Below are 20,210 nucleotides of genomic sequence, written 5' to 3' on the forward strand. Positions count from 1 at the left end.
TTTATAGTTAATCAATTGGAAAATTCACGATCTAAATTAGCAAGATTACTACAAGCCACTTAGGCAATTAAAGATGCCTGTTCGTGAAGGAATCATGTCTCTTTGCAGGACACAATTGCTTGCATTTATAGAAACATTCCCTTTTTGTGGTACCACCTTCCCTATAAAAGAGACCCGATTGGAGTAAAAAGCAGGAAGTACACCTGTTTCAAAGAGATTCATGCCTCTTTGCAGGGCACAATTGCCTATTGGTAAGAGCAAACTTCCCTCTCGGAACAGGAACATTCCCTATTTGTGCTACCAACTTCCCTATAAAAGAAGCAGGATTGGAGTAAAAAGCAGGAAGCATGCCTGTTTGATAGGGATTCAGGCCTCTTTGCAGGACACAATTGCCTGTTTTTTGGGCAATCATCCCTCTTGTGATAGGGAACTTCCCTCTCCGAATAGCAAGCTTCCCTCTCAGAACAGGAACTTTCCCTCTCCCGATAGCATGTTTCTCTCTCTGGATAGGAATTTCCCCCTCTGGATAGGAAAAATGTCTGTTAAATAAGAAAATTTAAAACCGTTTAATTTGGAGCTACACTGACTATCATTTCACACATAAATTTGCCTACTGGTATCCTACCGATAGTTATTTAAAGCTCACTAATAATTCCAATTGATGGGAAGAAATTAGTGCGTAATCATAGATTCTAATCGGTATTACAAATCGTCAGGAGATAATTTGAGTGCCAAACAGATATTACTTGACAGCACAAAGCCCATTTTGAAAATCAAAATGGGCTTTGTATTTTATTGAAATAAGTAGGCACTGAATTGGATTTATATGCTTACCAAATCCTCATTGGCATGCATAAAAAAACTGTTTACTTTCATTTTTAAATAGTTCGATTCATACTCCACACATTTCATTGGATCTGATTTTTTATACAAAACCTGTCCTATTTCCATGATATCCTGCATAGTTGCCCACAAATGATTTAAGCAACGAAACACTTCTTCTTTAAGTAAACCTCTCGAGTTAAGCAATCGATTGAGTTCTATTTTATTTAATTTAAGAACCTGAAAAAGAGTCAATATCCGATCGATTATCGTTTGGGTAACTTCTGCATTTTCCCTGGGAATATTCGCCTCCAATTGCACTACAAATTTTGGAATCACTGTTAGAATGGCTTTCAAATCCTTCTTTTCAATGATCTCTATAATCTTCTCAAATTCCTTAATTCGAGATACTGGAAAGTTATCCTGAACTTCAAGTATCATGTTGTTCAGATTTTCTATTCGCTTATAAATACCAAATCGCAGGCTTTGAATTTGCATTCCCTCGGGACCACAACACACGTATTCTTTTGCCCGCTGAATTTGCTCGCTTACACGATTCTTAAAAGTCTCATCGAATACCGGATACATTCTATTGAAATCATCCATATCTCTTGAGTAAGACTCCAATAGGAATTTTGCCGCCACCGGCATTTCATCAAAACTAAAAGGAAAATCTATTGTTTCCATGTCACCAATTTTGTTAGTTTATGCTTACATTTTAAATACTCTCATTCTTTACTGTATTCTATCTCACCACCTACAGAATCTTTTGAAACAGCACTGAATAATTCAGAAATAATACTTCGTTAATTCATTACATAATTACACGAATCAATATCATTTCAGACTCATAAAATACGAAAAATCAGTACGATCGGAAAAATATTGAAAATGATGTACAACATGTTTTCAGAACAGCTCATTGAAGGGTCTTGATTTTAATAGGAAAAGCTGTCTGTTTTTTTTAGCATCAACCAATCTTTTACTAGTTTTGTATAGACCCGATAAAAATAAGATGACGAAAAAAATACTATTACTTGCCTTTATTCTTTTACCACTGTTAAACTTTGCCCAGCAAATTAATAGAACCGACGAGCACGGGAACAAACAGGGTGTATGGGAAAAATCGCACGCCAATGGCAAGCTTAACTATTCCGGAACTTTTAAAGACAATTATCCGATTGGGGAAATGAATCGATATCACGAAAACGGCAATTTAAAAGCAGAATTATTCTTTAGTGATAATGGACAAAAAGCCAAAGCGAAGCTTTATAATGAATCGGCACAATTAATTGCACGAGGAAATTTTATTCAATCGAAAAAGGATAGCGTTTGGGTATATTTCGATAAAAATAAAAACATCCGCGCAAGCGAAACATTCGATAAGGGTAGTAAGAGTGGTGAAAGTGTTTACTATTTTAAAAACGGAAAACCAGCCGAAACGCTTAACTTCCTAAATGGTGAACGAAATGGTGAGTGGAAACGCTTTTTCGAAAATGGGAAATCCTATTTGGAAGCAAATTATAGTTCAGGAAAGTTAGATGGCATTACTCAGTCGTATTTCTCTAATGGCGTAATTGAATACAGTGGTGCCTACAAAAATAACAAACGTGAAGGCAAATGGGATTTTTATTCCAACAAAGGTGAACTACAATTCAGCATTGATTACAAAAATGGTGTTGCCGACAATCAGGATGAATTGGATAAAATTCAGCAAGATAAATTGAAGGATCTGGAGAAGAATAACTCACATTTAACTGATCCTGAAAAATTTGTTAACGATCCTGATTCTTATCTTAGAACCTACAATAAATAAGTATTCTAAACGTACAAAATCACTAAGTTAGCCCGTATGAGCCAAAAAGGAATCAGCCTTTTTCAGCTGAATCAGCAAATAAAAAATATCCTTTCCGAAACATTTACTTCGGGCATTTGGATTGTGGCGGAAATTAGTGAACTGCGCTACAATCAGAATGGACATTGCTACCTGGAACTAGTCGAAAAAGATGAAAGCAGCGATCAGATTATTGCGAAAGCAAAAGCAACCATTTGGTCGTATACCTTTCGAATGCTTAAGCCTTACTTCGAAACAACAACAGGTCAGCCTTTTTCATCGGGAATAAAAGTATTGGTAAATGTTAGTGTTGAGTTTCATGAAATTTATGGATTCTCTATAAATATCAAAGACATTGACCCCACCTATACTTTAGGTGATATGGCCAGGCGAAGAAAAGAAATCATATCCCGATTGGATGAAGAAGGTGTGTTGGAAATGAATAAGGAATTGGCATTTCCTGAGGTTCCAAAATGCATCGCCATTATCTCGTCGCCCACGGCAGCAGGATTAGACGACTTCACGAATCAGCTCGAGAACAATCCCTTCGCTTATAAATTCCATTACAAATTATTTCCTGCTATTATGCAGGGAAACAATGCCGAAGAATCGATTATTGCAGCACTCGATAAAATTAACGAGAACGAAGCTATTTTTGATGTTGTTGCAATTATTCGCGGTGGTGGCTCGCAGTCCGATTTAAATTGCTTCGACAGCTATTGGCTGGCTTTTAATATTGCTCAGTTTCCGCTACCGGTAATTTCGGGTATTGGACACGAAAGAGATGAAACAATTGTTGATTTGGTAGCACACACTAAAGTAAAGACACCAACGGCTGCTGCGGAATTCTTAATTGATTGTTTCGACAAGTGCCAAGAATATCAGAATAATTTAAGAGAACAATTTTTAGAAGAGGTGAATGAAATTCTATTATCCTCATCGGAACGACTCGTATTTTTAACGAACAAATTCTCGCCCATGGTGGGTCAAATACTGGAACGGAAATCGAGTCGCTTGAGCTTAGCCAAGCAGAGATTAAAAACTGCAGGCAAAAATTTACTGGCCGATCAGGAACATTATCAGCAAAAGCTAAATTCACAGTTTCAGTATTCAACCAAGAGAAGAATTGAAAACCGAAAGACTCGGCTTGATCAGACTACCATTGACCTGCGAACGAAAATTAAAAGGCGATTAGAGCAACAAAAACACAACATTTCCCTATTTGAGCATTCAGTAAAATACCTCAATCCAGAAAACGTTCTGAAAAAAGGGTATACTTTAAGTTTGAAGGCAGGGAAAATAATAAAAAATATTGATCAGCTATTGCCCCAGGATATTATCGAAACCCGATTTGCAAACGGAAGCGTTGAGAGTCAGGTTCAGAAAATCAATAAAAAAAAGGAAAATCGAAATACTAAATTAAATACCAATGGCTAAAAAGAAAACAAGCTATCGCGATGCAATTACCGAAATAGAGGAAACCATTGCTTCCATTGAAAATGATGAATTGGATGTGGATGAATTATCTGAAAAGGTAAAAAGGGTTTCTGAACTTCTTGTAATTTGCAAAGAGAAGCTTCACAATACGGAAAAAGAAGTTGAGAAAATTTTAAATGAAATGGATGAATAAATTGCTGCTTGTTTTCATTATTTCCCTACTGGGGATTTCTTGCGAGGCTCAGAAAACTGAGACGAATAAATTACAGGCTTATGTAGATGAATTTGCTTTGGATAGCTGTTTTCAATCAGCAGGTCTGGGAATTGTAATCTCGAATGTGAAAACAGGTGAAAATTTAGCAGCCAATCAAGCTCATTTGGCTTTGACTCCCGCATCTACTCAAAAATTAATTACTACGGCCGCGGCTTTAGAAATTTTGGGCAGTAACTACCAATTTAAAACGCAAATCAAAACCGACGGAGAGCTTCTTGCGAATGGGACTCTTACAGGTAATCTGATTGTAAAAGGCTTTGGTGACCCAACATTGGGCTCAAAATATTTTACCGATAACGAATCTGTAGGGCTTTTAATTGCTGAGAAAATTAAAGCACTTGGCATCAATAAGATTAAAGGGAAAATCATCACTGATGATTCCTATATAAATCCAAAAATTCCCTCGACCTGGATCTGGGAAGATATTGCCAATTACTACGGTGCAATTCCCAATGGACTTAGCTTTCATGACAACCTATACACGCTGTTCTTTTCATCGGGAAAGGCTGGAAGTACAAGCCGATTAGTAAAGACAGAACCACAAAATACCGGATTGCTTTTCGACAATCACGTTGTAAGTTCAAGCATAAACCGCGATTTAGCCTACATTTTTGGCGGAAACACCAGTAATAAAAGGCGAATTGAAGGCAGTATTCCGCAAAACAGAGCCCATTTTAGGGTTAAAGGAGCTCTTTTACATCCTAAAAACAGTTTGGCTGAAACTCTGAATCAATCTTTTCGGCATGCCGGAATCAAGCTGGAGAATAAGACATTTTCAGGTGAAGGCATGCAACTGCTTATTAGTCTTAATTCTCCGAAACTAAAAGAGATCGTAAAGCTTACCAATCAAAAAAGTATTAATCTGTTTGCTGACCATCTACTCTTTGAAATTGGCAATAAAGAATTTGGGAAAGCAAGCTGGGAAAATGGAATCGAGGCGGTGAATAATTTCTGGGAGCAAAAAGGCCTTGCCACAAAATACATCTCACTATACGATGGAAGCGGACTCTCCCACTTCAATGCTGTTCCTGCAGATTTCTTCGATCAGGTTTTAAGAGTCATGTACCATAGCGAGTATGCCAATGAATTTATTTCGTCATTGCCCGTTGCCGGGATATCAGGAACTTTAAAATCTTTTGGAAAGAATAGTGATTTACGTGGGAATTGGAAGTCCAAAACAGGATCGATGACTGGCGTAAGAACTTATTGCGGCTATCTACAGACAAAATCAGGAAAAGAATATGCAGTAACTATTTTAATTAATAATTATTTCTGCTCATCCTCTACTATAAATAATAAACTTTTAACTCTTTTAAATAAACTTTATAATTCTTAACTTCAAATTGCATCTGTTTGCTGATTCCAATATAAGATTCTATGAAAATTATAAAGCAATCCTTACCTATTCTACTCCTTCTTTTACTTTTCTGTGTAAAAGGTTTTTCGTCTAATCAGAAAGATATTTTAGTCTTAAATTCCTATCACAATGGCTTAAGTTGGACCGACTCGATTGTAACCAGCATTAAAAGAGAATTCTCATCAGAATTATCTTATTCTCTTCACATAGAGGATATGGATACGAAAAGGAATTTCACAAAGGAATATCTGAATATTCTTGCCCGCTTTTATCAGGATAAATATCAGAATAAAAAATTCGATTTAATTATATCAACAGATAACAATGCCTACGATTTCTTGCTTGAATATAAAGAGAAAATTTTTGGTGATGTACCTGTTTTATTTTGTGGTCTGAACTCAATTATTGATGTTCCGAAAGGATACAGCGGGGTTTTTGAAAACACGAACTATTGTTCTACTATTCATCTTATTGAAAACAATCATCCAGATTACAAAGAAATTGTTGTTGTGAGTGATCATAGTACGACCGGGGAAACTGCTGCTAATGCTCTAAAAAATGATTTTGAGCACATGAAAAAAGCATTCCGGTATCGGTTCATTCAACCAGATAACATAAATGATTTACAAATTCAGTTAAGCTCTCTTTCGAAAGGCAGTATCGTTTTTTATTTGGTTTACAATCGTGACTCTAAGGGGAATTATGTAACCTACGAGGATAGCTTTAAAGAAGCTAAACCCTATTGCTCTGTACCAATTTATTGCGTTTGGGATTTTTATATGAACCGAGGTGCTGTTGGTGGTGCTTTAATTACGGGAAGAAATCAGGGCAAACTGGTTTCGGAAATGGCAAAGAAAGTTCTTGCCGGAGCCAACATTAACGATCTGCCACCAAAACTGGCTGAATATGAATACTGTTTTGACTACAAACAACTAACTCATTTTAATATAGACAGATCTAAACTTCCAAAAGATTCTTACATTATTAATGAACCCTACAGCTTTGTTCGCGAAAATAAAGAAATTGTTGTTCTGACCCTTACAGTGCTGATTCTCCTTACAATTATTATTATTGTAATGACCATTAATATTCATTTACGAAAAGTTCGTGCTCAAAAAGAGAAGACTCATCTGTTGGAGATTCAAGCCAATCATGAAAGTTTGATGATTGCCAAGGAGGCTGCGGAAGAATCAAGCAGATTAAAATCGGCCTTTTTAGCCAATATGTCTCACGAAATACGCACTCCAATGAATGCTATTTTAGGCTTTACGGATCTTTTGGCAGGAAAAAATATCGAAATCGAAAAGCGGAATCGATTTATCTCAATCATCCAAAGAAACACAAAACACTTGCTTCGCTTAATTAGCGACATATTAGATATATCTAAAATTGAAACCAATCAATTAAAGATTGTAAAAAGTAAATGCGTGCTGGATGATTTGTTCGTAAATCTGAACGAAATATACGAAGCAATACTGGAATTGCATGACAACAAAAAACTTTCATTCACAACTACGCTACCCGATGATAGAAGCATCACCGAATTCAATACCGACACGATGCGACTGCTTCAGGTTTTCAATAATTTGATAGAAAATTCAATCAAATTTACGGCCTTAGGGACAATTGAAATTGGCTATGATATTAAAGGAGATTTCCTTCGTTTTTTTGTAAAAGATACGGGAATTGGTATTGCCGAAGACAAACGAAAGATAATTTTCGACCGTTTCCGTCAAGCCGATTTAAATGTAGACACAAGGAAATATGGCGGTACTGGTTTGGGTTTAGCAATCAGTAAAAGCCTGGTAGAATTGCTAGGTGGAGAAATATGGTTTACATCGAAACCTGGTGAGGGAACCACTTTTTATTTCACCATACCTTTCTAATAAGCTGAGTTCGGTCTAAGGCAACATAAACAAGTAATTTGAGCTTATGCTATTGCTCGAACAAGCTGTTAGCCTTTATCTTAAAGCCTTTTTCTCCGAACGATCTTCAAAAACTAAACCTTAAGAACCAAAAGGTAATTGTTTACTAAGCAAAATGCCATTTACCTGCAATCAATAAATTTTATATCGAACTCGTGTGAAAAAATAAAGGCGAACATTACTGTTCGCCTTCTGTATTTTGGATCAATTTCTTTTTAAAAGAAGTAATAAAAACCTGCAGAAATTCTTGTATTTCCAACCCAGTGCGTATTCTCCACTTCGGCCATTTCGGTTACATCACCATAAGCAGCGGCAGTATATTCTACCTCTAATTCCATTTTAAAATTTTCGAAACGTTTCGAAACCCTTGGTGCAATGCGATACAACTCGCCAATATTTTTCCCTCTGCTGTAAATCATTCCTGATATTACTTTATCTTCAGCACCCATATTTTTTGAGTAAGCTGCCAATAATGCCAGTTCAAAATTGTTCTTTTTATATGAAATATCAGCCCAAGTGCCTAAAACCTTAATTCCTGTATAACTTGCCTCGTTGGTCATTGGGTTTACGCTTTTAGCAGCATAACCGCCCAACATTAGAACATCGGTTAAGTTGGTACCATAAGTAGTTTGGGTCTTGAAAGTAATTGGCTTTAAATTCAACTTATAAGAGGCAACCACGGCCCACGATGAAAGTGTTTCATCATTCTTCCAGCTCGTTAAATCCCCATCTTCTGCAGATCCGGTTGTACTTGTTAAAGATGGTTTGATGTTTTTAAACTCTCCACTTAGTCCAAATACATGTTTTCCTGCATAATAATGAACCAGTCCCTGAAGAATAGGTAATCCTGAATTTCTTAAATATTTATTGCTTGCTCCATCAGGTCCGGTGCTTGTGTAATCGCGTTCGGAAGCAATCGCGGCTAAAAATTTCCAATTCCCTGTTTTGTGTGTTAAACGTAACTGAGGATTTCGCGCAAAAGCTTTGAATGGCAATCCGGCATTGGCGCCAACTGTGCATGGAAAGATTTCAGCATTAAATAAAGGCGACCATGTTTGTCCAATCAACAAGGATGTTGTTCCCCAATCTAAATTCACAAAAGCATGACGCAAACGCAATCCATTCACATCCGATTCGGCATTACCGATAAACTCTGCTTCCAATAATCCATTGGTCTTTGCTCCCAAAATTTCAGGTCCGGTAATTTTTGCATTTACACGCGACTGAATAACAGCCATATTGTAAACAGCCCCTTTATTCATGTCCTTTCCACTTCCATCTAAAAGTTCGTCTTTTGGATATAGTAAGATGAATCCTTCGCGGGCACTAACTGTTTGACGAGTATCATAAGTAAATAAAGAGTGCACATAGCCTCCAAATTTCACTTTAATTTCATCTTTCTTCTCTTGCGCATTCAGATTTGGTATGCCAACACAGAAGAGTGCTAACAATAGTAGGTAGTTAATTTGTTTCATAGATAGTATTAGTTTTTTGCGCCTCAAAGATAAACAGGAATATTAATTTTTAAGGATATTATAAAACAGCTTTACAACTTGTCTTACCCGAACAAAAAAAACACAACTACGAGAAGAATCCACTACTACACACAAAAAAAATGTTAATACTCCTGATAGATAATTAATGGGCCTCCGTCAAATTCAATTCGAAAGCTGTCTCCCATCGATTCATTTAAGGTTCCCTGATACATCATTTCCAGCTTTTGTTCTGTTAATGCATATCGTAAGTTGGCAGTAGAAATTAAAGTCTCCGAGTTTGGGGAAAATATTGAGACTTGCTGACGAGTATAACTGTCGAAATTCTTTGATCGAAGAATAGGTGTGAAACAACCATAACTGGTAAGCATTTTCACCTTTATTTTTTTAGCAAATCCAGGTAATAAGAACACATTTCCAATCATATGATCGTCGCGCTGTCCGGTTGCTCCAACAATAACAACTTCCGAAAAGTTGTTTTCCAAACACCAATTAATAGCCTTGGTTAAATCGTTGGTATCCTGATTGGCAAAATGGTGAATAATATCACGATATTTCCATTTCATTTCCGGATTTAAAGAATCCAGATCTCCAACAATTGAATAGGGTTCAAAGCCAGCATCGTCTAATTTATTGATTGCACCATCGCAACATACAATGTATTTTGAGGATTTTAATTCGTTTAAAGGAATTTCGTGCGTTGGGAACGAGCCATTTGCCAGAATTACCGCTTTCTTTTGCATGTTTATTGATCTAAACTTTCAGAACTTGTTTAATTACTCCCGCAAAAGTAACTAATTGCTTGAAACTGCTTTAGAAAGTAGCATATCTTTTTTCCATTGAACATAGCCAACTACCGCCAAAACAGTATAAAAAAGGAACAGAACAGAGGTTGGATACAATCCTTTGTAGATATATAAGCCCAAAGAAACTGCATTTACAATCGCCCAAACCAGCCATTGTTCCAATATTTTCCTTGCCAGCATCCAAGTAGCAACAATACTCAAAGCTGTTGTAAAAGCATCCCAATATGGAATAGAACCATCGGTATAAATCACCAATATATAGGAGATAATCGCATAAATAAACATGCTCATTCCAAAGAGAATTAAGAACAATTCCTTGGATAATCTGGTTACCGGAAGTTCTTTTTTACTCTCTCCTTTCGACCATACAATCCATCCGTAAATACTAATGAAAACATAGTAGAATTGAAGAGACATATCTGCATACAACTTAGCAATGAAAAACACATAAATGTACATTACAGAGGTGATTAAACCCACTGGCCACAACCACTTGTTCTGTTTAATCTCCAAGTACAAAAAGATTAAACCGGCAATGGTTCCAATTATTTCGACGATATTATCAAGTATCCAATTCATATTATTGAGATGTATTTTGTAGGGACACAACTTCCTGTATCCCTACAAATTTATTTAAAATCTTACAGTTACGCCAGCTAGGAAATTAATTCCTGCTTGTGGAAAATACCCGTCCATTTTATAACGTGTCCCTCCGGTATTGTAACTATAGACCCATGCATTCGACTCATACTCTTCATCAAATAAGTTATTTACCTGAAGATGCACTCTCATACTCTTAAATAAATTACTCTTTATATCGTACGATAAATTCAGATTTGACACAAAATAAGAATCCAATTTTCTGTCATTGCTCGAAGAGTTATCAATGAACTGCTCATCAACAAACTGAGAAGATAACTGGGCAGTGAAACCTGATTTTTGATAAGTAAACATCGAATTTGCTGTCACTTCAGGAGAAAAAGCCAGATTTGTAGTTCCTAAATCTGTTGCAATCTGACCTCCATTATCCCAATCATCAACATATTCTGTAAAATTCTTAATCTCATTTTTACTTAAAGTGATATTTCCACTCCAGTCAAACTCTTTAGAAATTTTAACCCCTCCACTAAGTTCGGCTCCCATTCTGTAACTATCAGCAACATTCACCATTATAGCACTTCCAACATCATTAATTTGTCCGGTAAGTACCAATTGGTCCTTATAGTCCATGAAGTAAAGGTTTGTCTCGAAAAAGGCTTTTGAGCTAGTAAATTTGTAACCCATTTCATAATCGAATAACCGTTCACTTGTTGGTGTCTTACCTTGCTCAGCATCAGTATAATTACTTCTGTTTGGCTCTCTGTTTGCAATTGCAAGAGAAGCAAAGAATCTGTTATTATTATTCAACTGGAGATTTAAGCCCAATTTCGGATTAAAAAACACAAAATCATGTTGCTGGGTCAAATCACGAAAGTCATCATCAATCCCTTCAATTTTGTAATCTATACCTCGTACCTGCATATCGGCGTAAAGATTAAATTGTTCAGAAATTGCAATGTTGGCTTTTAAATAAGTATTGTAATCTGTTTTGGTTCCTGTACTTGCATAATACTCCTGATCAAGAAAAGCATCACCGGCATTTTTCATCCAACGAATTCTTCCGTAATGATCCCCTTCATATTTGTTTAAGGCACCCCCCCAAACCAAATCAACATTGGAGAACGAATGACTCAAAGAAAAAACAGCTCCGTAAAAATCATTATTCAACCATTTTCTTCTGATCACATCTGTTTTGGTGATGCTCTCACTTCCAATTACGATCGGATCCAAACCATATTTGCTCAATTTATCGTTTGGTTTAAATTGTTCATAGTATCCTTCGCCATGGGTGTAGTGCAAACCAATATTCAGTTTCGTATTTTCTGATAACAAATGAGTTAAGAATAATTGCGAATGTTTTTGCCAGTAGTTATCGGTTTCATTCTTGTAGGTATACAGATTGTAGGTTCTGCTATCCGAAGCTTTCATAAAATCAACAGCTTCCTGACTTATCAGCCAGTTATCGGCATATTCCTGCATTCCAGCCTCATCATTATTTAATCTCACACTAGGAACACCATTCCAGGCCTGATAAGTTTGCTCTTTCCCCGTAAAAAAATTGGCTTTAATACTTGTTTTTTCACCATAGTATCCTCCTGATAGGAAAATAGACTGCAAATCAGATGTTGCTCTGTCAATGTAGCCATCAGAGGTGATTTTAGACAAACGAGCATCGAAGGAAAATCCATTCTTTCCAAGTCCGGTTCCCACTTTAACAGTGTTTTTAAAAGTGTTGAATGATCCTGCTGAGCTCGCGATTTCAGCGTATGCTTCAGTAGCTACTTTTGAAGTTTGAAGATTTATTGTTGCTCCAAAAGCTGCAGCTCCGTTGGTAGATGTTCCAACTCCCCGCTGAATTTGAATATCTTCTACCGAAGAAGCAAAATCGGGCATATTCACCCAATAGACACCATGAGATTCGGAATCATTCAAAGGAATACCATCAATGGTAACATTAATTCGATTCGCATCGGTTCCTCTTACTCTAAATCCAGTATAACCAACACCAGAACCTGCATCGGAAGTAGTTACAAATGAAGGCGTAGACGACAAAATCATAGGAATATCCTGTCCTAAATTACGCGCAACAATATCTTCTTTTTTTACATTAGTTAATGCCACTGGGGTTTTTCTATCGGCACGTGTTGCCGCAACCAGTACTTCATCAGCCATAATGGCAGATGCCTCCAAGCTAAAGTCAATCTTTTTCGACTTTACCAATTTCACTTCTTTTTGATTTGTTTGATACCCCAAAAATGAAACCACTAAACTGTAATTTCCTTCCTTTAAATTCTGAAACTTGTAATTGCCATTCGAATTGGCAACAGTACCTAAATAAGTTCCTTTCACTGCAATTGTAGCACCCGGAAGTGCTTTTCCAGCTTTATCGGTAATTGTGCCATTTACGGCCAATTGAGAAAATCCGATAAAACATACAAATTGCAATACAATTAACAGTGTTGATCTGCGCAAAACACAGTTCATCTTTCTTGTAAACATTGTTTATAAGTTAAAACGTTAATAAAATATTGCAATGAGGTTGTAATAAGATCAGGGGCGAAAAGTTAATTCGCAATTTTTCCCTACGCCGGCATTATCCGGATCAGGTTAAAGGGTATGATCTCAGCCTGTAATTTAAGGCACCCCACTGTGATTTTGGGTCAAAGATAATCTGAAATTGTTCAAAAGCAAAAAAGTCGGCAAAATGCCGACTTTAAACTAAACCTAAACTTTCACTTTTCTAATCCTATTTAATTGATTCAGGTGCATTAACACCTAAAACATCTTTTATCGCCTTCACAAAAGTTTCTTTTGGTAAAGCTCCTTTTGCCATTGTTGGCTTTCCTTTTGCAGGGATAAAAAGAAAACTTGGAATACTTTTAATGCCAAATGCACCTGAAACTAATGGAGATTTATCTGTATCAACTTTATAAATCTGAATGTCATCTCCATATTCTTTTTGAAGTTCCTCCAATACCGGAGCAACTCGTTTACAAGGTCCACACCATGTTGCATAAAAATCTACGATTACAGGTTTATCACCTTTAAAAGCCCATTCCTTACCATTTTCAAAATCAAACACTTTTTCTTTAAAACTATTATCATCCAAGTGAATGACTTCATTTGTAGCTTGGGAAAATCCACTTAGACTCAGCATTGTTACAAACAGCACAAAAAATATCTTTTTCATCTTCATTTCTTTATAGAGGCATACTATTAAGAAAAAACCCCTCGTTCAACTTCCTTTTCATTATTACTATTTACAAAAATGATCTTTTTTTTTAAAGCATCATTATTTCCCCTGAGCTTTAACAAAACTTTAAGCATTCAAATAAATAGCAAGTAGAATTTGAATTATTTGTTTACTCCAAGTACCTCAGAAAATGCCTGCTTAAATGATTCCTTCGACATCGCACCTTGTGACATTTGTGGTTGACCGTCTTTAGGAATAAATAACAATGATGGAATACTTTGAATTCCAAACATTGAAGCCAATTCCCGTTCTTTTTCAGTATCAATCTTATAAATATCTATATTGTCGCCATACTCTTCTTTTAATTCCTCCAAAATAGGAGCGACAGTTTTACATGGACCGCACCAATCGGCATAAAAATCAACCACACATGGTCGTTCACCTGCAAATTTCCAATCTTTATTTTGTTCGAAATCAAATACCTTAGCTTTAAATGTCGCTACCGTTAAATGTTCTACCATAACTTTCAATATTAAAATAATACAATCATTAATATATACAAATATATACATTTATCCCTGCAATTTATATGCCAAATTCAAAATATTCTTGTTTTTATAGATTCCATCTAAATAATTGTAATTTTGTCAGTGAAAAATCTCAGAATTTGAGAATGAATAATCCTAAGAAGCAGGATTAGCAAAAACTATTTGAAAAAAAGAACAGTGAAAGAACATTTAAAACACCCTATATTTTCTATAATCTCCAAAATTGTTACTCAAGAAAATCTTGAGTGTTATGTAATTGGTGGTTTTGTAAGAGATTTATTTTTACAACGAGGATCAAAAGACATTGATATTGTTGTTGTTGGCAGTGGAATTGAACTTGCCAAAAAAGTAGCAAAAGAAGCCCGTGTATCAAAAGTTTCTGTTTTTAAGAACTTTGGAACAGCAATGCTTAAGTATAAAGATCTGGAGATAGAGTTTGTTGGTGCCAGAAAAGAATCTTACGACAGAGGTTCACGAAACCCTATCGTTGAAGATGGAACCCTTGAAGATGATCAGAAAAGAAGAGATTTTACAATGAATGCTCTGGCTCTAAGTCTACACAAAGATAACTTCGGGGAATTATTGGATCCATTTAATGGAGTTGTTGATCTAAATCAAAAGATCATTAAAACACCCATGGAACCATTGATAACATTCTCTGATGATCCGTTGCGAATGATGAGAGCAATTCGTTTTGCGACTCAGCTTAAATTTACCATATCAGAAGAAACTCTTGAGGCAATCCGTACCAATAAAGATCGCATTGAGATTATCACAAAAGAACGAATTATTGAAGAATTAAATAAAATCATTCTTTCTGACAAGCCATCTATTGGATTTAAATTACTGGAAGAAACAGGATTGCTAAAATTAATATTCCCTGAATTCGTAAAGCTAAAAGGAAAAGAAACAAGGAATGGTATCAGTCATAAAGATAATTTCTACCATACTCTTGAAGTATTGGATCAATTAACTCCCCATTCGGATAATCTTTGGCTGCGATGGTCAGCATTACTGCATGATATTGCCAAACCCAACACCAAAAAATTTATTGATGGAATTGGCTGGACCTTCCATGCTCACAATTTTATTGGTGAAAAAATGATTCCTCGTATTTTTAAGAATATGAAATTACCACTGAACGAAAAAATGAAATTTGTTCAAAAAATGGTGCTGCTTCATATGCGTCCAATAGTATTAGCACAAGAGGTAGTAACCGATTCGGCTATTCGCAGGTTGTTATTTGATGCTGGTGATGATGTGGATGAATTAATGAAATTATGCGAGGCCGATATCACCTCGAAAAATGAAGAAAAAGTAAAAAAATTCCTTGCGAACTTTCAATTGGTGAGAAGGAAATTAAAAGAAGTGGAAGAAAAAGACTCTGTGCGTAACTTTCAGCCACCCATTGATGGACAAGAGATTATTGATATTTTTAATTTATCACCCTGCAAAATGATTGGTGATATTAAAATCGCCATAAAAGAAGCCATTCTTGATGGACTGATCCCCAATGAACATGATGCGGCCTATCAATTTATGCTTGAAAAAGGAAAAGAATTGGGTCTTGAGCCCATCCGTAAAACCAACAAAAAAGAACCTTTGGATTAGTCCAAAGGTTTTTTTTTTGTTCCTATAACCTTTGCATAATAATTAGCATTATGAAATCAAACAATATTATCTAACTTTGCACGCTGAAAAAAACGAGTATACTAACCACAAATAAAGTCTTTAGTAATGGCATACGTTGATAATACAATGATCATCAGAAGAGATCTTTTGGCCAGAATGGCAGATCTTTTTAACGAAGGGAAATTAATTGCCGAAGTTGATAGAATTCCTCTTGAGATGGCTCCACGCAGAAGTGCTAAATCTGATCGCTGCTGTATTTACAGAGAACGTGTAATCATTAAAGAAAAATTAATTCCTCTATTAGGCTTCGATTTAGATGAATATACCGACGAGCTGAAAACTCTTGCTTCGTATGCTGAAGATGCTCTTAAAAGAAAAAATCCAATCAATAAAATATTGACGGTTGTTGATGAAGCATGTACTTCTTGTGTAAAGAACAGTTATATCGTAACCAATCTTTGCAAAGGTTGTGTTGCGCATCCATGCATGATGAACTGTCCCAAAGAATCCATAAGTTGGAATGCAAATGGTCAAGCTCAAATTGATCCTAAAACCTGCATCAATTGTGGAATTTGCATGAGTGTATGCCCTTATCATTCTATTATATATATGCCTGTTCCTTGCGAAAATGCATGTCCGGTTGGAGCCATCTCGAAAGATGAGTACGGTATTGAACGAATAAATGAAGAGAAATGCATTGATTGTGGTAAATGTATTACTGCTTGTCCTTTTGGTTCAATTATGGAGAATTCTCAGATAATGGATGTGATGAAATCCATCAAGAAGGAAGACGAAGAAATCGTTGCCATTGTTGCTCCTGCTGTTATTGGACAATTCCGCTCTAAAATTGAGAATGTATTAGGAGCGATCAAAAAGCTGGGTTTCTCTGAAGTGATTGAAGTTGCTAAAGGTGCAAATATTACTACCGCAAATGAGGCTGACGAATTACTGGAACGATTAGAAGCAAAAGCTCCATTTATGACAACCTCTTGTTGTCCGGCTTATGTATCTGCAGTAGACAAACACATTCCTGAAATGAAAAAATACATTTCGCACACCAAGAGCCCAATGTATTATACTGCCGAAATTGCCCGTGCAAAATATCCAAAGGCGAAAATTGTATTTATTGGACCCTGTATTGCAAAACGTCGCGAAGGAATGAATGATCCGAACGTTGATTACGTAATGACATTTGAAGAATTGTCGGCTCTTTTCAAAGGATGGAAAGTTGAAATAGAAATAGAGAATGCAGTTAATCTTGATAAAAGTATTTTGAACCATGGAAGAGCTTATGCCGCAAGTGGTGGTGTAGCTCAATCGGTACTTGAACTTAAGCCTTACGTTAACATTAAACCTGTTATTGTGAATGGTCTTGATAAAAAGAAGATTAATATGCTTAAAGCATTTGCTAAAACAGGTAAAACCAGTGGTAATTTTATTGAAGTTATGGCTTGTGAAGGTGGTTGTATTTCTGGACCTAGTTCAAATTTCGATCCGAAAACCGGTAGTAAAGTCTACGAGAAGAACCTTTCAGATATTATTATAACTGAATAAATAAAATAGAAAAATGGCTATCAAAAGATATTGATAGCCATTTTATTTTCTCCACAAATCAAGAACAATGGGAAGATGGTCACTAAAACCATCATTGAATTTATAGCCGACAAAACTTCTAAAAGGCTTTTGACCGAAATAGGTATGATCCGTTTCTAATAAAAATGCTGGTTTAAACAGACTCATATTATTTGGTTCGCAATACAAAACCCCCGATTTATTTAGTAATGCTCCGGATACTATAAATTGATCGAGCATTCCCCATATCCCATGATATTTATGACTGCCGATTCCCGTTTTATTCAAAAAAGGATGAGCCAAATTGTATAATTTATTGTTGCAAATCTCTTTTTCGGGTGACATGGCATTCAATTCGTTGTGTAAGGATTTATTATCCGGATAATCATTAAAATCTCCCATAATAACGATCAAAGCATTGCTATTATCAGCAAGTATTTCGGATACTTTCTCTTTCAATAATTTCGCTGCAGATATCCTTCTGTTTTCAGATTCCAGCTGTCCTCCCCAGCGCGAAGGCCAATGATTTACAAAAATATGCAAGGTATCTTCGGTATGTGTTTTTCCTTTTACATAGAGAATTTCACGAGTAGTTGAGATGGAATCTCCTTCGTAAATCAATCTCAAAAATGAAGTGTCAATTGGATGAAAAGTTTCCGGTTGATAAACTAAAGCAACATCGATCCCTCTTCTATCAGGAGATTCGCGATGAATGATTTCGTACCCTGTATTGTTAAGATATCCGATCTTAAATATTCCATCCAAAACAAATCGATTCTCGATCTCGCAAAGACCAATTAAATCGGGAAACTCCCAACCTCCTGCAGCTAAAATTACCTTAGCCACTTTTTGTGATTTCTTTTTATATTTTTCCCACGTCCAATTTCGTACTCCCATTGGAAGAAATTCATTATCCAGGGTAAGGGTATCATCAAAACAATCAAAGAGATTCTCAACATTGTAAAACATCAGTCTGAAATCACCTCTCTTCCCTTCCTCCGATCCATCTAACACGGATTGAGCCTGACAGATTCTAAAGCATGCACAAAAGAAGAGTAAAAGAATAGAGCGCTTCATATTATTCTGTTTCTGAAAATTCGAAACAGCCCATATCCGGAGCTGCATCAGAGTCTCTTCGATTGCCTGCCAAATCAAAAAGATAAGTGGATACGAATTCAATATTGCCATTATTTACAGCAGGAGATTCTGCATTTAATGCAAAATTAAACTCCTCCAAATCAAGAAAATCAGGATCCTCATTAAACAGACAGTTAGTGAACACCGAAGAATAATTAGTCTGGGCTGAACTTCCAATTTTCAATAGTGAATTGTCAATAGAAACATTCAGCAGCGACTCCAATTCAAGCTCATCTGTTCGAGTTCCGTATACAATGCTATTATTAATCGTAAAAGTATTTTCACCAACTCCTTGATAAGAAATAAGAGCACTGGATCGTGGCGTAAAAAACCATGAGTTATACAAAGTAGAGTGTGAAATCGCACAAGAACCTTCTTCTATTCGAACACACTCCTCGCCACAATTAGTAATCAACAAATCATGTGCGACAATAGACGAATTTGAGGCAAACAATCCCTTCCTGGTGAAATTTTGAATTATTCCATACTCAATTGTTATTGGATTATTATTCAATATCGTTTTGGTAAAGTTTAAACCATTTATACCATTTTCCACAGTAAAGTGACTGAGAAATGTAGTTGTACTTTCATCGTAGAAATAGATTCCATCCCATTGACCGGGAACATTATCGTACAATTCTTCCAATCGTGAACTCCCGAAATAAACAGGTCTTTGAAAACTTCCATGAACTTCAAGATTCCCTTTTATATGCAGTGCCGTATTCTTCTTAAAATAAACCCTTGCTCCTTCGTTTACGATTAGGTCAACACCATCAGCAAGAAAAACAGACTTAGTAAGTAAATAAGGGCGGTCTCCTGTCCAAATGGTGTTTTCTGAAATATCCGCATCGATCACATGTACATCTTGCGCAAATGTCTCTAAAATGACTTCTTGCGATTGCCCGTTCAATTCAAATTTTAACTGATCTGCCAAAAGTCTGGGAGCGTCCTCATCTCTTGGGTCAAGCCCCACTTCAATAAAAATAAAAAGGCTGTCTTTGGCATCCAGTACAACATCCATCAAATCATTCGACTGAATTCCATTCACATTCAATCGATATGGTGATTCTGAATTTTGAAGGTATAAGTGCGAGATACTAATCGCATCAGCAGAAGTGTTTTTCACCTTTAATTGCTTGGTTGTTGAAGCAAAACCAGTGAATAAAGTATCAAATGCTATTGTATCCGATGAAAATGTCAATCTAAAATTAGGATCGGTTGTAAAATGCTCATCTTCGTCACAGGAAATAACGACAAATGAAAGTAGAATAATAAATAGAAAACGAGATAATTGCATGCTGTACTAATTTTTAAATCAAACTTGAAGATATAAAAAATACTGGATTCAAGTTTATTCATTATGCATTACACTAAAATTGATATAAAAATACTCCTACTCCCCCGGAGAAACAAGAAAAGAATCTATTAGTCCTATAGATGCAATTATAAAGGCAGGAAATTTCGGATGAGAAATTGGCATTAAAAAAACACCCTTTTCACTATTCCTCTTATAACCTGAGATTTTTGTTTTACTGACAAGAGTTAGAATGAGCTCTGGACGGTCAAAATCGGTTGTAAGG

General features: G+C 36.0%; 16 protein-coding genes and 1 riboswitch. Of the genes, 7 read left to right on the forward strand and 9 right to left on the reverse strand.

Features of this window, described 5'->3' with window-relative positions:
• Window positions 1-822: 822 nt before the first annotated feature.
• Window positions 823-1,509, reverse strand: a complete 687-nt coding sequence (locus tag ALGA_RS04850; RefSeq protein ID WP_096428258.1) for a hypothetical protein — start codon at window positions 1,507-1,509, stop codon at window positions 823-825.
• Between the two features lie 328 nt (window positions 1,510-1,837).
• Between ALGA_RS04850 and ALGA_RS04855 the strand changes: the two genes are divergently transcribed.
• Genes ALGA_RS04855 through ALGA_RS04875 form a run of 5 tightly spaced genes read left to right on the forward strand, consistent with a single transcriptional unit; the run spans window position 1,838 to window position 7,610 of the window.
• Window positions 1,838-2,638 (forward strand): toxin-antitoxin system YwqK family antitoxin, encoded by an 801-nt coding sequence (locus ALGA_RS04855; RefSeq protein ID WP_096428259.1) that lies wholly within the window; start codon window positions 1,838-1,840, stop codon window positions 2,636-2,638.
• Window positions 2,639-2,674: 36 nt separating this feature from the next.
• Window positions 2,675-4,093: an exodeoxyribonuclease VII large subunit gene (gene xseA, locus ALGA_RS04860; RefSeq protein ID WP_096428260.1), complete on the forward strand. Its 1,419-nt coding sequence runs from the start codon at window positions 2,675-2,677 to the stop codon at window positions 4,091-4,093.
• Entirely contained in the window at window positions 4,086-4,286 is a 201-nt protein-coding gene (gene xseB, locus ALGA_RS04865) for an exodeoxyribonuclease VII small subunit (RefSeq protein ID WP_096428261.1), read from the forward strand. The genes xseA and xseB overlap by 8 nt, the downstream gene beginning before the upstream one ends.
• The gene (gene dacB / locus ALGA_RS04870) at window positions 4,279-5,703 is read left to right on the forward strand and encodes a D-alanyl-D-alanine carboxypeptidase/D-alanyl-D-alanine endopeptidase (protein ID WP_162845384.1); all 1,425 of its coding nucleotides are present in this window, start codon (window positions 4,279-4,281) and stop codon (window positions 5,701-5,703) included. The genes xseB and dacB overlap by 8 nt, the downstream gene beginning before the upstream one ends.
• Before the next feature lie 41 nt (window positions 5,704-5,744).
• Window positions 5,745-7,610: a sensor histidine kinase gene (locus ALGA_RS04875; RefSeq protein ID WP_096428263.1), complete on the forward strand. Its 1,866-nt coding sequence runs from the start codon at window positions 5,745-5,747 to the stop codon at window positions 7,608-7,610.
• A 254-nt stretch (window positions 7,611-7,864) separates the two neighbouring features.
• Here the strand turns inward: ALGA_RS04875 and ALGA_RS04880 are convergent, their stop codons facing one another.
• The 6 genes from ALGA_RS04880 to trxA (ALGA_RS04905) form a co-directional block, all read right to left on the reverse strand.
• A complete protein-coding gene (locus tag ALGA_RS04880) occupies window positions 7,865-9,124 on the reverse strand; it encodes a DcaP family trimeric outer membrane transporter (RefSeq protein ID WP_096428264.1) in 1,260 nt (419 codons plus the stop codon).
• A 143-nt stretch (window positions 9,125-9,267) separates the two neighbouring features.
• The gene (locus ALGA_RS04885) at window positions 9,268-9,885 is read right to left on the reverse strand and encodes a thiamine diphosphokinase (RefSeq protein ID WP_096428265.1); all 618 of its coding nucleotides are present in this window, start codon (window positions 9,883-9,885) and stop codon (window positions 9,268-9,270) included.
• 51 nt (window positions 9,886-9,936) lie between these two features.
• Window positions 9,937-10,527, reverse strand: a complete 591-nt coding sequence (pnuC, locus tag ALGA_RS04890) for a nicotinamide riboside transporter PnuC (RefSeq protein WP_096428266.1) — start codon at window positions 10,525-10,527, stop codon at window positions 9,937-9,939.
• 54 nt (window positions 10,528-10,581) lie between these two features.
• The gene (locus tag ALGA_RS04895; RefSeq protein WP_096428267.1) at window positions 10,582-13,047 is read right to left on the reverse strand and encodes a TonB-dependent receptor; all 2,466 of its coding nucleotides are present in this window, start codon (window positions 13,045-13,047) and stop codon (window positions 10,582-10,584) included.
• Between the two features lie 61 nt (window positions 13,048-13,108).
• Window positions 13,109-13,205, reverse strand: a riboswitch (TPP riboswitch).
• An 89-nt stretch (window positions 13,206-13,294) separates the two neighbouring features.
• Window positions 13,295-13,738, reverse strand: a complete 444-nt coding sequence (gene trxA / locus ALGA_RS04900) for a thioredoxin (RefSeq protein ID WP_096428268.1) — start codon at window positions 13,736-13,738, stop codon at window positions 13,295-13,297.
• 164 nt (window positions 13,739-13,902) lie between these two features.
• Complete coding sequence (trxA, locus tag ALGA_RS04905; RefSeq protein WP_096433422.1) at window positions 13,903-14,262, reverse strand: thioredoxin; 360 nt, start codon at window positions 14,260-14,262, stop codon at window positions 13,903-13,905.
• A gap of 189 nt (window positions 14,263-14,451) precedes the next feature.
• On the opposite strand from trxA (ALGA_RS04905), the gene ALGA_RS04910 reads away from it, so the two are divergent.
• The gene (locus tag ALGA_RS04910; RefSeq protein WP_231706059.1) at window positions 14,452-15,900 is read left to right on the forward strand and encodes a CCA tRNA nucleotidyltransferase; all 1,449 of its coding nucleotides are present in this window, start codon (window positions 14,452-14,454) and stop codon (window positions 15,898-15,900) included.
• 126 nt (window positions 15,901-16,026) lie between these two features.
• Entirely contained in the window at window positions 16,027-17,475 is a 1,449-nt protein-coding gene (locus ALGA_RS04915) for a monomeric [FeFe] hydrogenase (RefSeq protein ID WP_096428270.1), read from the forward strand.
• 42 nt (window positions 17,476-17,517) lie between these two features.
• On the opposite strand, the gene ALGA_RS04920 is transcribed toward ALGA_RS04915, so the two are convergent.
• Window positions 17,518-18,570: an endonuclease/exonuclease/phosphatase family protein gene (locus ALGA_RS04920; protein WP_096428271.1), complete on the reverse strand. Its 1,053-nt coding sequence runs from the start codon at window positions 18,568-18,570 to the stop codon at window positions 17,518-17,520.
• A 1-nt stretch (window position 18,571) separates the two neighbouring features.
• On the reverse strand, window positions 18,572-19,927 hold the full coding sequence (locus tag ALGA_RS04925; RefSeq protein WP_096428272.1) for a choice-of-anchor Q domain-containing protein: 1,356 nt from the start codon (window positions 19,925-19,927) through the stop codon (window positions 18,572-18,574).
• Window positions 19,928-20,210 lie beyond the last annotated feature (283 nt).

It is taken from the genome of Labilibaculum antarcticum (assembly GCF_002356295.1).
Lineage (GTDB): Bacteria > Bacteroidota > Bacteroidia > Bacteroidales > Marinifilaceae > Labilibaculum > Labilibaculum antarcticum.